Origin of the sequence: Nocardia brasiliensis ATCC 700358, assembly GCF_000250675.2 — a bacterium.
Lineage (GTDB): Bacteria > Actinomycetota > Actinomycetes > Mycobacteriales > Mycobacteriaceae > Nocardia > Nocardia brasiliensis_B.
In genome coordinates this window covers 7,107,597-7,120,049 of record NC_018681.1, presented here as the reverse complement: position 1 = coordinate 7,120,049, position 12,453 = coordinate 7,107,597, and the positions used below count along the sequence as shown (strand labels likewise).

Here is a 12,453-nt window from a genome sequence, read left to right as displayed (position 1 = left end):
AGGCGACGTCGTGAGCGGATTCGAGCTGGACGTGTTCGACCGCGCCTTGGCGGGCGAGAAGTGTTGGGTCCGTGATGCGGACGGTGTGCGGCATCGCCTGCCGATGGCGCGGTGGCTGGGACTGTCCGGCACAGACCGTCGTGCGGACCTCGCGCTGACGAGCCGCTGTGACGGGCCGACGGTCGATCTCGGCTGCGGGCCCGGCCGGTTGGTGGCGGCGCTACTTCAGCGCGGTGTGCTCGCGCTGGGGGTGGACATCTCCCCGACGGCGGTGGCCATCACCAGATTTCGCGGTGCACCCGCGCTGCGGCGTGATCTCTTCGATCCGCTGCCCGGCACGGGGCGCTGGGCCTACGCGCTGCTCGCCGACGGCAATATCGGGATCGGCGGCGACCCGGCGCGCATTCTCACGCGTACCGCGTCCCTGCTCATGCCGGGCGGTGTCGCAGTCGTCGAGTTCGGCCGTCCCGGTACGGGTTCGGCCACTCGGCAGCTCCGCGTCGAGTCGCGGACACACGTGGGCCGCTGGTTCCCGTGGGCCACGGTGAGCATCGACCATGCGGCGGATCTCGCGCGTGGCACCGGGTTTCGGGTGGTCGACACAGCGGAAGTGGGCGGCAGGCACATCGCATGGTTGCGCAGCGGCCGGGCTTCCCGCGCCGCGGTGCGATCACGACCGGTGCGCTCCGGGGCATCGGAGGTCGCGTGATGGGCTGGGTACAGATCGGATCGGCCTGCCGCATTCGATCGGGCGGACATCGCGGATCGTTCGATTGCTGCTCTACGCTGCGCGCTCGCCGTGGCGGCGTCGGTGCGGCAGGCACGCTCCGTCGTCCTGTTCATGGCTGTTCGAGCCGCCGAGGCGGTGTCCGATGACTGTGCATGAATCTGCCGAGCGCACCGGCGCATCGGACGATCGGTGGTACCGAGTCTCCGGCGCCCGGGGCCCGGAGGTGGCCAGCCGGGTGGGCATCGCGCTCGGATCGGCGATCCTGATCTGCTTCGTGACCGGCCTGCTGAGCCACTGGATTCAGCATCCGCCGAGCTGGTTCTGGTGGCCCGCGCACCCGGTGTGGTTGTACCGGTTGACGCAAGGGCTGCATGTCGTTTCGGGTGTCGCCGCGATTCCGCTACTGCTGGTGAAACTCTGGGCGGTGTACCCGAAGCTGTTCGAGCGCCCGGTGCTCGGTTCGCCGCTGCGCATGCTGGAGCGGGGGTCGATCGCGCTGCTGGTCGGCGCGATCGTGTTCGAGCTGTCGACCGGACTGTTGAACATCGCGCAGTACTACCCGTGGAAGTTCTTCTTTCCCACCGCGCATTACGCGATGGCCTTCGTCGCGCTGGGGGCGTTGGCGGTGCACCTCGCGGTGAAGCTGCCGGTGATCCGGGAGGCGTTGAGCCGCCCGATCGATACGGAGCCCACAGTCCGCGGGTCTGCCGATGACGTGGGCGCGCGCCATGTTTCGCGACGGACGGTGTTGACCGCGGCCTGGGTTTCCGCGGGCGCGGCCACCTTGGTGATGGCCGGTCAGACTGTTCCGTTCCTGCGCTGGACTGCTGTGCTCGCACCGCGTAGTGGCGAAGGGCCGCAAGGGCTTCCGGTCAACCGGACGGCCGCGGCCGCCGGTGTGGGCGAGTCGGCGCGGGCGGCGGACTATCGGCTGATCGTCCGGGTCGGTGACCGGCAGCGCGGCTTCACCAGGGACGAGCTGCTGGCCATGCCGCAGACGCGGGCTCGGCTGCCGATCGCCTGTGTCGAAGGCTGGAGTGCCACCGCCGACTGGTCCGGTGTGCGCCTGCGTGAGCTGCTCGCCGCGGTGGGCACGTATCCGGGTGGTGACGTGCATTTCCGATCGTTGGAGACCAATGGCATCTATGCGAGTTCGACACTGCCGCAACGACATGTCGTCGACGCGGACACGCTGGTGGCGCTGTCGTTGAACGGCGCGACCCTCGATCTCGACCACGGCTATCCGTGCCGCCTCATCGCGCCCAGCAGGCCCGGAGTGCTACAGACGAAATGGCTTTCGACGATCGAGGCCCGATCATGACCGCGGTGCGGCTGTTGCTGCTGCTGGTGGGCGGCTGGCTCGGCTGGTACGGGATCGCGTTGCTGCTCGATTTTCCACGGGCGGACCTGATCTCGATCGTCCTGTGGTTCGCGGGTGGAATCCTGCTGCACGACGCGGTTTTCGCGCCGTTGTGCGCCGCGGTGGGCGCTAGCGCTCGCCGGTTCTTGCCGGGCGCCTGGTGGGGGCCCGCCGCGTGCGGTGCGGTCTGTACGGTGGCGCTGCTGGCGATCGCCGCGCCCGTGCTCGACCGCGGTCACGCCATGCCGGACAACCCCACGGTGCTGGACCGGAACTATCCCCTCGGCTTGGTGGCCGCAGTGGTACTGGTCTGGGTGCTGGTGGGCGCCGCCGGTGCGGCACAACTCGCAGACCGGCGCCGTCGGCGCGACACCACGACACAAAGGAGCACTCCGTGACCACTTACGACGACCTGCGCGCCCTGTTCATCAACTGCACTTTGAAACGCTCGCCGGAGGTGAGCAACACCCAGGGCCTGATCGATATCAGTGCCCGCATCATGGCGAAGAACGGTGTACAGGTCTCTCAGATCCGGGCGGTCGATCACGATATCGCCTTCGGCGTCTGGCCCGACATGACCGAGCACGGCTGGCCCACCGACGAATGGCCCGCACTGCAACGACAGGTGATGGACGCCGACATCCTGGTGCTGGCGGGCCCGATCTGGTTGGGCGACAACAGTTCCGTCACCAAACAGGTCATCGAGCGGCTCTACGCCAACTCGTCGATCCTCAACGAGCACGGCCAGTACGCGTACTACGGCCGCGTGGGCGGCTGCCTCATCACCGGCAACGAGGACGGGGTCAAGCACTGCGCGATGAACATCCTCTACAGCCTGCAGCATCTCGGCTACACCATCCCGCCGCAGGCCGACGCGGGCTGGATCGGCGAAGCGGGACCCGGCCCGTCCTATCTCGACCCCGGCTCCGGCGGCCCCGACAACGATTTCACCAACCGCAACACCACCTTCATGACCTGGAACCTGCTGCACTTCGCCCGAATGCTCAAGGACGCCAACGGCATCCCCGCCCACGGCAACCAGCGATCGGAGTGGGATGCAGGCTGCCGCTTCGATTTCGAGAACCCCGAATACCGCTGATCGCCACCGGAACACCCGGAATCGGGCTCGGCCGTGCCTACGATGGGATGGTGCCTATCGCTCAGTTGAGTTTGATCACGTTGCACTGTGCCGACAAGGAAGCGCTGGCCGAGTTCTGGGCGTCGCTGCTCGGTGGCGACATCGTTTATCGGGCCGACGATTTGGCGGTGGTGCACACCGAGCGCGGATCCCTGTGCGCGCTGCGGGTGCCCGGCTACCGGCCGCCGACCTGGCCGGACGGGGACACGCCCATGCACATCCACCTCGATCTGCGGGTGGACGATCTGGACGACGCGCAGGAGGGGGCGATCCGGTTGGGTGCGCGGCTCGCCGAGGTGCAGCCGGGCCCGGATCTGTGGCGGGTCCTGCTCGATCCGGCCGGTCACCCGTTCTGCCTGACCGCTCGCGCCCCGCTGCTGCCGCTCGGTGCCGAACACGCCTGAGGCGACGAGCGGGACGCGGCCGGACACGACAAGGGCCGGTGACGTAGACGCCACCGGCCCTTGCTCTTTCGTGCCGCTAGCCGCGGAACGGGTACCGCTGGTCGAGGTCGAGGTTCAACTCGACCACGTTGACCCGTGGCTCGCCGAGGAAGCCCAGCGTGCGACCATCGGTGTGCGCGTCCACCACCTGACGGACCTGATCCTCGGAGATGTTGCGCGCCTTGGCGACTCGGGCGATCTGGATATCGGCGTATCTCGGCGAGATATGCGGGTCGAGCCCGCTGCCGCCGGCGGTCACCGCGTCGGAGGGCACCGGGGTGTCGACCGAGGCGTCGCCGAAGATCGGCACGATCCGGCCCGCCGAATAGTCCGCACCGGGCTGGGCGCACTCGACCTGAACACCCTGGTACGCGGACAGGAACGGCGTCGCCGGGCACGCCTCGTTGACGCTCACCACCCGGGTGGGATGGGTCACCTCGCCGCGGCCGTCGCGCGGCCCGATCACCGAGAGCACCGCGCCCACACCGGTACTCGTGCAGAACGGCCGGGCGCCGTCGACCCCCTCACGGTCGGCGATCGCCTTGCTGCGGGCGCAGACGGTGGACAGCAGGCTCAGCTTGGTCTCGGCCGGATCGGCGGCGAGCGTGTCCACGATGCTTTCCGGGCCGAGGTTGGACGCGGCGGTGGCCATCGGGTCGTACCCGTTGGCCCCGGCCGCGGACGGCCTGCTCTGGAAGTACTGCACCAGCGCGTTGCCGTCGGTGTCGGTGAACGACTGGCCGATCAGGCTGGAGCCGACGACGGTGTCGCCGGATTTCACCAGCGACCCGTCCGCCTTGTCGTGCAGGCCCGGTAGTTGAGCTACGGCGAAAACCACCAGGGGATAGGCGATTCCGGTGATCGCGGTGAGCACCAGCAGCGCGCGCAGCGCCGCTACGTGCTGCCGGATCCAAGTCGAAGTACGCATGTCAGGACATCCCGGGGAGGAGTTGGACGACGAGGTCGATGAGTTTGATGCCGATGAACGGCGCGATTATGCCGCCGAGGCCGTAGATCGTCAGGTTGCGGCTCAACAACTTCGACGCGTTGCTCGGCGTGTAGTTCACGCCGCGCAGCGAGAGCGGGATCAGCGCGACGATGACGATCGCGTTGAAGATCACCGCGGACAGGATCGCCGACTGCGGGCTGGCCAGCCGCATGATGTTGAGCTTGTCCAGGCCCGGGAACAGCGCGATGAACAGCGCGGGCAGGATCGCGAAGTACTTGGCGATGTCGTTGGCGATCGAGAAGGTGGTCAGCGCCCCGCGGGTGATGAGCAGCTGCTTGCCGATCTCGACGATCTCGATGAGCTTGGTCGGGTCCGAGTCCAGATCGACCATGTTGCCCGCTTCTTTGGCAGCCGAGGTGCCGGTGTTCATCGCGACGCCGACGTCGGCCTGCGCGAGCGCGGGCGCGTCGTTGGTGCCGTCGCCGGTCATCGCGACCAGCCGGCCGCCGTCCTGTTCCTTCTTGATCAACGCCAGCTTGTCCTCCGGCGTCGCCTCGGCGAGGAAGTCGTCGACCCCCGCTTCGTCGGCGATCGCCTTGGCGGTCAACGGATTGTCGCCGGTGATCATGACGGTGCGAATGCCCATCCGGCGCATCTCGTCGAACCGCTCGCGCATGCCCTGCTTGACGACGTCCTTGAGATGGATCACGCCGAGCAGCCGGGCGGTGCCGTCCTTCAGCTCGCCGACCACCAGCGGGGTGCCGCCGGAGGCGGAGACGCCGTCCACCGTCACGCCGACGTCGGTGGGCACGACCCCGCCCTGGGCGCGCACCCATTCGATCACCGCGCTCGCGGCGCCCTTGCGCAACTGGTGCCCGTCGGTGAGGTCGACACCCGACATCCGGGTCTGCGCGGTGAATTCCACCCAGGTAGCGCCTTTCAGCTCACCCGGTGTGCGCTCCCGCTTGCCGAAGGCCTGCTTCGCGTACACGACGATGGAACGACCCTCGGGAGTTTCGTCGGCGAGGCTGGACAGTTGCGCCGCGTCGGCCAGTTCGTCGGCCGAAATACCTGGCATCGGAACGAAATCCGAGGCTTGGCGATTGCCGAGGGTGATGGTGCCGGTCTTGTCCAGCAGCAGCGTGTTCACATCGCCCGCGGCCTCCACCGCGCGGCCGGACATGGCCAGCACGTTGCGCTGGACGAGCCGGTCCATGCCCGCGATGCCGATGGCGGACAGCAGCGCGCCGATGGTGGTCGGAATGAGGCACACCAGCAGCGAGACCAGCACGATGCCGGTGATCCCGTTGCTGTCCAGTGCCGCCGTGTCCGGCACGCCGGGGTTGTTCGCCTTCGAGAAGATCGCCAGCGGCTGCAACGTGACCACCGCGAACACGAAGATGACGGTGAGCGAGGCGAGCAGGATGTTCAGCGCGATCTCGTTCGGCGTCTTCTGCCTGCTCGCGCCCTCGACCAAGGCGATCATCTTGTCGATGAAGCTCTTGCCGGGCTCCTGGGTGATCTTGACGACGATCCGGTCGGACAGCACCGTCGTGCCGCCGGTGACCGCAGAGCGGTCGCCGCCGGATTCCCGGATGACCGGCGCGGATTCGCCGGTGATCGCCGATTCGTCCACCGAGGCGATGCCTTCCACGACATCGCCGTCGCCGGGGACGACCTGACCGGCCTCGACCACGACGTGGTCGCCGCGCTGCAACTCCGGCGCCGCGACGCCTTCCTCGACGATCGGGCCACCCGGGGTCCAGTCGACCAGTCGCCGGGCCACGGTGTCGGTCTTGGCTTTTCGCAGCGTGTCGGCCTGGGCCTTGCCGCGCCCCTCGGCGACCGCTTCGGCCAGATTCGCGAAAATCACGGTGAGCCAGAGCCATACGACGATCGTCCAGGCGAAGAAGCTGGGGTCGGTGATCGCCAGCACGGTGGACCAGACGGCGCCCAGTTCGACGATGAACATCACCGGATTGCGCCACATAATGCGCGGATCGAGCTTGCGCACCGCGTCCGGCAGCGAGGTCAGCAGCATCTTCGGATCGAGCGCGCCGCGCGGCACCCGGCCGGCGTTGTGCTCGAGTTGCTTCTTCGACTCGTTGAACTCGTCCGGAACTTCGGCGACTTCAGTAGTAGGCGTTGTCATTTCAGTGGATTCCTTCAGCGAGCGGCCCGAGCGCGAGTGCGGGCAGGAAGGTGAGCGCGACCAGGATCACGGTCACGCCGACGACCATGCCGACGAACTGCGGCCGGTGCGTCGGCAGCGTGCCGATCGACTCGGGTGTGCTGCCCTGCTGGGCCAGCGAACCGGCCAGCGCGAGCACGAAGATGATGGGCAGGAACCGGCCGAAGACCATCGCCAAGCCGAGCGCGGTGTTGTACCACTCGGTGTTGCCGGACAGCCCGGCGAAGGCCGAACCATTGTTGTTGGCCGCGGAAGTGAAGGCGTACAACACTTCCGAGAGTCCGTGCGGTCCGGTGTTCAGCATGCTCGCGCGTTGTCCGGGCATGGCCATCGCAAGGGCGGTACCCACCAGGACGATCAACGGGCTCACCAGGAAATACGAAGCGGCGAGCTTGATCTCGCGCGGCGTGATCTTCTTGCCGAGGTACTCCGGTGTCCGCCCGACCATCAGACCCGCGACGAAAACGGTGATCACCGCCAGGATGAGCATGCCGTAGAGCCCGGAACCCGTTCCGCCCGGCGCTACTTCGCCGAGCTGCATGTTGAACATCGTCATCATGCCGCCGAGGCTGGTGTAGGAATCGTGGAACGAGTCGACCGCGCCGGTCGAGGTGAGCGTCGTCGCGGAGGCGAAGGTCGCGGAATCGGCTACGCCGAAACGGGTTTCGACGCCCTCCAGGGAGGCGCCGATCGCGGTCGGTACCGTGCCGTGGTGGGCGAGCTGGAAGACGTTCTGCAACACCGTGCTGACCAGCGCGATGGTGCCCATCACGGCGACGATGGCGTAGCCCTGCTTCTTGCTGCCGACCATGCGCCCGAAGGTGCGCGGCAGCGAGAAGCTGATCATCAGGATCAGGAAGATCTCCACCCAGTTGGTCCAGGTGGTCGGGTTCTCGAACGGGTGCGAGGAGTTGGCGTTGTAGAAACCGCCGCCGTTGGTGCCGAGTTCCTTGATCACCTCCTGGCTGGCCACCGGGCCGCCGGGAATGGTCTGCGCGGTGCCGTTCAGGTTCTGCGCGACCTGATCGTGCAGGTGGAAGTTCTGGATCGCGCCGCCGGCGACCAGCACGATTGCGAACACGAACGCGATCGGCAGCAGGATGCGCAGCGTGCCGCGCACGAGATCGACCCAGAAGTTGCCGAGGTCGCCGGTGTGCCTGCGGGCGAAGCCGCGCACCAGCGCGACCGCGACGGCCATGCCGACCGCGGCGGAGACGAAGTTCTGCACCGCGAGCCCGGCCATCTGCACCAGGTGCCCCTGGGTCGACTCACCGGAGTAGTTCTGCCAGTTCGTGTTCGTCACGAAGCTGACCGCGGTGTTCCAGGCCAGCGCCGGCGTCATCTCGGTGGCCGGGTCGTTCAGGTGCAGCGGCAGCTTGCCCTGCACCAACTGGAAGAAGAAAAGGAAGAGGATGCCCACCGCGGAGAAGGCCAGCACGCTGCGGGCGTAGACGCCCCAGGTCTGCTCCACCTCGGGTTGCACGCCGATGGCCTTGTAGATCACCCGTTCCGCACGGGAGTGTTTGCGGCCGTTGTAGACCCGGAACATGTAGTCGCCGAGCGGCACATGCACCAGGGCGAGCGCGATGATCAGGGACGCGACGAACGCGATCCCCGCTGTTGTCGTGTTCACCTAGAACCTCTCGGGGAAAAGCAACGCGGCGATCATGTAGATCGCCACCGCGATGGCGAGAACCAAACCGATCAGGTTCGCGATCACAGCTTTTCCACCCCCCGCTGGATCAGGCCCAGCAGCGCGAAGATCGCCACGGTCAGCACCGTGAACACCACGACAGACATGTCTAACCAACCTCCATCAGCGCTCGTGTTTTCGAGCGCACCAGGGCGAGTCAAGTCTTCGTTCCGGGTCCTGCCGAGGTTCCTTACGACTCCTTTGCGGGTGGAACCATTGCCTTTGCGCTTCGTTTACACCTCGGCCCGGGATTATTGAAAGGATGCCGTCAAAAGCCGCGGCGATACCGTCAACACACCGTAAAGATCCAGCTCATCCGCGCGGGTGCGGGTAGTAATGGAAAGCCCGGCCAGGCGGATCTCTCCAGCGCAACCGGTTGTTTCGATCGGTCGGAGAAAGGATCGTCATGTCGGCTGTCACCGTGGCCCTGCTCGTCGGGTTCGTGTGCTGCGCGCTGCTCATTCGCGCGCTCCGGAGCCAGGACGACGAAATGGACGTATCCGGCATCGCCGGGGACGGCGAGCGGGTCAAGCGCCTGCACGGCGCGGAGCCGGGGCCGCTGGATGCGTGAGGATCGGGCGCAGCACGCCGACCCGTCCGAGGGGTACGCGGGTCCGGGATCGCGGCACGCGATGATGGACAGGTGAAACGCGGCCAACTGCGCATCTACCTCGGCGCCGCGCCGGGAGTCGGTAAGACCTACGCCATGCTCGGCGAGGCCCACCGGCGCCTCGAGCGCGGCCGTGACGTGGTGGCGGCGGTGGTGGAGACGCACGGCCGGGCCAAGACCGCGGCGTTGCTGGAGGGCATCGAACGGATCCCGGCGCGAACGGTGCGCTATCGCGGCGCCGAGCTGCCGGAACTCGATGTCGAGGCGGTGCTGCGGCGGCGTCCCACGGTGGCGCTGGTCGACGAGCTCGCGCACACCAACGCGCCGGGCAGCAAACACGAAAAGCGGTGGCAGGACGTCGAAGAACTGCTGGACGCGGGCATCGACGTGATCTCGACGGTGAACGTGCAGCACCTGGAGAGTCTCAACGACGTGGTCGAGCAGATCACCGGGATCCAGCAGAAGGAGACCGTGCCGGACGCGGTGGTACGCGGCGCCGATCAGGTCGAACTGGTCGATCTCACACCGGAAGCGTTGCGGCGCAGGCTCTCCCACGGCAACGTGTACGCCGCCGACAAGGTGGACGCCGCGCTGCGCAACTACTTCCGCCCCGGAAACCTCACCGCGCTGCGGGAATTGGCGCTGCTGTGGCTGGCCGATCAGGTCGACGCCGCACTGGCCAAATATCGGGCGGACCACAAGATCACCGAGCTCTGGGAGGCGCGCGAGCGGGTGGTCGTCGCGGTGACCGGGGGCCCCGAATCGGAGACCGTGGTGCGTCGGGCGAGCCGCATAGCGAGCAAGGCGAGCGCGGAACTCGTGCTGGTGCACGTGGTTCGGGGCGACGGGCTGGCCGGGGTATCCACCGCGCGGCTGGCGCGGCTGCGGGAACTGGCCGCGAGTCTGGACGCCTCGCTGCACACCGTCACCGGTGACGACGTGCCGACCGCACTGCTGGAGTTCGCGCGCGAGGTGAACGCGACGCAGCTGGTGCTCGGCACCTCGCGCCGTTCCCGGTGGGCGCGGATGCTCGACGAGGGCATCGGCTCCACGGTGGTGCAGCAGTCGGGCAAGATCGACGTGCACATGGTGACCCACGAGGAGGCGCACCGCGGCCTGCGCCGGTCCTCGTTCATGCCGCGCCAACCGATCCGGGCCTGGCTGGCGGCGGTGCTCGTGCCGATGGCGGTGTGCGGGATCGGCATCGTTTTCCTGGACGGATACCTGCAACTCGGCGGACTCAGCGCGGTGTTCTTCATCGGCGTCGTCGCGGTCGCGCTGCTGGGTGGCGTTGTGCCCGCGGCGTTTTCGGCGCTGCTGTCCGGCCTGCTGTTGAACTGGTTCTTCGCCGACCCGCGCTACAGCCTGACCATCTCCGAGCCGGACAACTTCGTCACCGTGGTGGTGCTGCTGTTCGTCGCGGTGGCGGTGGCGGCGCTGGTCGACGTGGCCGCCAAACAGACCTTGCAGGCGCGGCGCGCCTCGCAGGAAGCCGAGTTGCTGACGATGTTCGCCGGCGCCGTGCTGCACGGCGCGGATCTGCCCAACCTGCTGGAACAGGTGCGCGAGACCTACGGGCAGCGGGCGGTGAGCATGCTGTGCGGCGAACAGGTGGTCGCCGAAGTCGGGGCCGATCCGCCGCAGCGCGCGACGGACGCCGACACCACCATCCAGGCGGGCGACGCGACGAGCCTGCTGTTGCTCGCCGGACGGCCGCTGGCCGCGGGTGATCGCCCGGTGCTCAATGCCGTGGCCAATCAGGCGGCCGGGCTGGTGCGCCAGTCCCGGCTCGCAGAGGAGGCGAGCGCCGCGGCGGCCCTGCTCGAGGCGGACCGCCTGCGCCGCGCGCTGCTGTCCGCGGTGAGCCACGATCTGCGCACGCCGCTGGCCGGGGCGAAAGCCGCCGTGTCCAGCTTGCGCAGCGACGATATCGAGTTCTCCGCGGAAGACACCAGCGAATTGCTGGAGACCATCGAGGAATCGGTGGACCAGCTGACCGCGCTGGTCGGCAATCTGCTCGACTCCTCCCGGCTCGCCGTGGGCGTGGTGAAACCGCAACTGCGGCAGGTGTACATGGACGAGGTGGTGCACCGGGCGCTGGTGAGCGTCGGGATGGGCGCGCGCGGCTTGCGGCGCGCGGCGATGGACCGGGTGAAGGTGGAGGTCGGCGACGTGTCCGTGCGTGCCGACAGCGGATTGCTCGAACGCGTGGTGGCCAACCTGATCGACAACGCGCTGCGCCACGCCACCCGCGACATGGCCTTCACCCAACCCGCCGGTTCCGGCGACTACCATCCTCCGCCGGTACGCGTCACCGCCGAACGCGAGGGCGATCGGGTGTCCATCGCGGTGGTGGACACCGGCCCCGGCGTCCCGCCGGGTGCCGAAGAGCAACTGTTCGAACCGTTCCAGCGGCTCGGCGACCGGGACAACACCACCGGGGTCGGCCTCGGCCTGTCGGTGGTGCGCGGTTTCGTCGAGGCGATGGGCGGCACCGTACACGCCGAACCGACACCGGGCGGAGGATTGACCATGATCGTCGATCTGCCCGCCGCAGCGAACGGAGCGAGCAGCTCATGACGACAGTGGAGTCCACGACCACACAGGAAGTCGCGATGACCGAGAAGAAGCAGGACGCCCCGGCGGTCAAGGTGCTGGTGGTCGACGACGAACCGCAGATCGTGCGCGCGTTGCGGATCAACCTGTCGGTCCGCGGCTACGAGGTGATCACCGCGGGCACCGGCGGCGCCGCGTTGCGCGCGGCCGCCGACAAACATCCCGATGTGGTGATCCTCGACCTCGGGTTGCCCGATATCGACGGCATCGAGGTGCTCGCCGGGCTGCGTGGCTGGACCTCGGCGCCGGTGATCGTGCTCTCGGCGCGCACCGACTCGGCGGACAAGGTCGAGGCGCTCGACGCGGGCGCCGACGACTACGTCACCAAGCCGTTCGGGATGGACGAGCTGCTCGCCCGGCTGCGCGCCGCGGTCCGGCGCGGTGCCACCGATACCGACGCGTCCGATCCGGTGGTGGTGACCTCGTCGTTCACCGTCGACCTCGCGGCCAAGAAGGTCACCAAGAACGACGAGACGGTGCATCTGACCCCGACCGAATGGGGCATGCTCGAGATGCTGGTCCGTAACCGCGGCAAGCTGGTCGGCCGCAAAGAGCTGCTGCGCGAGGTGTGGGGTCCGTCGTACGCGACGGAAACCCACTACCTGCGGGTGTATCTGGCCCAGCTGCGACGCAAGCTCGAGGACGACCCCTCACACCCCAAACACCTGCTCACCGAAGCGGGCATGGGCTACCGCTTCCAGGAGTGACGGTGTCGCGCGCCTC

13 protein-coding genes are annotated in these 12,453 nt (G+C 67.9%); 8 read left to right on the top strand and 5 right to left on the bottom strand.

What is annotated here, in order from left to right:
- Positions 1-10: 10 nt before the first annotated feature.
- The 5 genes from O3I_RS46145 (at position 11) to O3I_RS31575 (ending at position 3,632) form a co-directional block, all read left to right on the top strand.
- Entirely contained in the window at positions 11-709 is a 699-nt protein-coding gene (locus O3I_RS46145; RefSeq protein WP_014987089.1) for a methyltransferase domain-containing protein, read from the top strand.
- Positions 710-872: 163 nt separating this feature from the next.
- Positions 873-2,051 carry a molybdopterin-dependent oxidoreductase gene (locus O3I_RS31590; RefSeq protein WP_014987088.1) on the top strand — a complete coding sequence of 393 codons (1,179 nt, stop codon included), beginning with the start codon at positions 873-875 and terminating at the stop codon, positions 2,049-2,051.
- Complete coding sequence (locus O3I_RS31585) at positions 2,048-2,488, top strand: hypothetical protein (protein ID WP_041562994.1); 441 nt, start codon at positions 2,048-2,050, stop codon at positions 2,486-2,488. Before O3I_RS31590 ends, O3I_RS31585 begins: the two co-directional genes overlap by 4 nt.
- Entirely contained in the window at positions 2,485-3,189 is a 705-nt protein-coding gene (locus O3I_RS31580) for a flavodoxin family protein (protein ID WP_014987086.1), read from the top strand. The genes O3I_RS31585 and O3I_RS31580 overlap by 4 nt, the downstream gene beginning before the upstream one ends.
- Before the next feature lie 47 nt (positions 3,190-3,236).
- Positions 3,237-3,632 carry a VOC family protein gene (locus O3I_RS31575; RefSeq protein ID WP_014987085.1) on the top strand — a complete coding sequence of 132 codons (396 nt, stop codon included), beginning with the start codon at positions 3,237-3,239 and terminating at the stop codon, positions 3,630-3,632.
- A gap of 76 nt (positions 3,633-3,708) precedes the next feature.
- Here O3I_RS31575 and O3I_RS31570 read toward each other — a convergent pair whose 3' ends face one another.
- Genes O3I_RS31570 through O3I_RS46585 form a run of 5 tightly spaced genes read right to left on the bottom strand, consistent with a single transcriptional unit; the run spans position 3,709 to position 8,665 of the window.
- Complete coding sequence (locus tag O3I_RS31570) at positions 3,709-4,599, bottom strand: potassium-transporting ATPase subunit C (RefSeq protein WP_014987084.1); 891 nt, start codon at positions 4,597-4,599, stop codon at positions 3,709-3,711.
- A 1-nt stretch (position 4,600) separates the two neighbouring features.
- Positions 4,601-6,772, bottom strand: a complete 2,172-nt coding sequence (gene kdpB, locus O3I_RS31565) for a potassium-transporting ATPase subunit KdpB (RefSeq protein ID WP_014987083.1) — start codon at positions 6,770-6,772, stop codon at positions 4,601-4,603.
- A 1-nt stretch (position 6,773) separates the two neighbouring features.
- Entirely contained in the window at positions 6,774-8,444 is a 1,671-nt protein-coding gene (gene kdpA, locus O3I_RS31560) for a potassium-transporting ATPase subunit KdpA (RefSeq protein WP_014987082.1), read from the bottom strand.
- On the bottom strand, positions 8,445-8,531 hold the full coding sequence (locus O3I_RS46880) for a potassium-transporting ATPase subunit F (protein WP_226887541.1): 87 nt from the start codon (positions 8,529-8,531) through the stop codon (positions 8,445-8,447). It abuts the gene before it with no gap.
- Positions 8,528-8,665: a hypothetical protein gene (locus O3I_RS46585; protein ID WP_237748446.1), complete on the bottom strand. Its 138-nt coding sequence runs from the start codon at positions 8,663-8,665 to the stop codon at positions 8,528-8,530. Before O3I_RS46585 ends, O3I_RS46880 begins: the two co-directional genes overlap by 4 nt.
- Before the next feature lie 245 nt (positions 8,666-8,910).
- Here O3I_RS46585 and O3I_RS45740 point away from each other — a divergent pair, with 245 nt between their 5' ends.
- The 3 genes from O3I_RS45740 (at position 8,911) to O3I_RS31550 (ending at position 12,437) form a co-directional block, all read left to right on the top strand.
- Positions 8,911-9,075 (top strand): hypothetical protein, encoded by a 165-nt coding sequence (locus O3I_RS45740; protein ID WP_167829192.1) that lies wholly within the window; start codon positions 8,911-8,913, stop codon positions 9,073-9,075.
- Between the two features lie 72 nt (positions 9,076-9,147).
- Entirely contained in the window at positions 9,148-11,694 is a 2,547-nt protein-coding gene (locus O3I_RS31555; protein WP_014987081.1) for a sensor histidine kinase, read from the top strand.
- A gap of 35 nt (positions 11,695-11,729) precedes the next feature.
- Positions 11,730-12,437, top strand: coding sequence for a response regulator (locus O3I_RS31550; protein WP_029893027.1), 708 nt, complete (start codon positions 11,730-11,732; stop codon positions 12,435-12,437).
- Positions 12,438-12,453 lie beyond the last annotated feature (16 nt).

Bases quoted from the DNA above. Each gene is read 5' to 3' on its own strand.
- kdpB (WP_014987083.1), bottom strand. From the start codon at position 6,772: ATGACAACGCCTACTACTGAAGTCGCCGAAGTTCCGGACGAGTTCAAC.
- O3I_RS31570 (WP_014987084.1), bottom strand. From the start codon at position 4,599: ATGCGTACTTCGACTTGGATCCGGCAGCACGTAGCGGCGCTGCGCGCG.
- O3I_RS31590 (WP_014987088.1), top strand. From the start codon at position 873: ATGACTGTGCATGAATCTGCCGAGCGCACCGGCGCATCGGACGATCGG.
- O3I_RS31585 (WP_041562994.1), top strand. From the start codon at position 2,048: ATGACCGCGGTGCGGCTGTTGCTGCTGCTGGTGGGCGGCTGGCTCGGC.
- O3I_RS45740 (WP_167829192.1), top strand. From the start codon at position 8,911: ATGTCGGCTGTCACCGTGGCCCTGCTCGTCGGGTTCGTGTGCTGCGCG.
- O3I_RS31575 (WP_014987085.1), top strand. From the start codon at position 3,237: ATGGTGCCTATCGCTCAGTTGAGTTTGATCACGTTGCACTGTGCCGAC.
- O3I_RS31550 (WP_029893027.1), top strand. From the start codon at position 11,730: ATGACCGAGAAGAAGCAGGACGCCCCGGCGGTCAAGGTGCTGGTGGTC.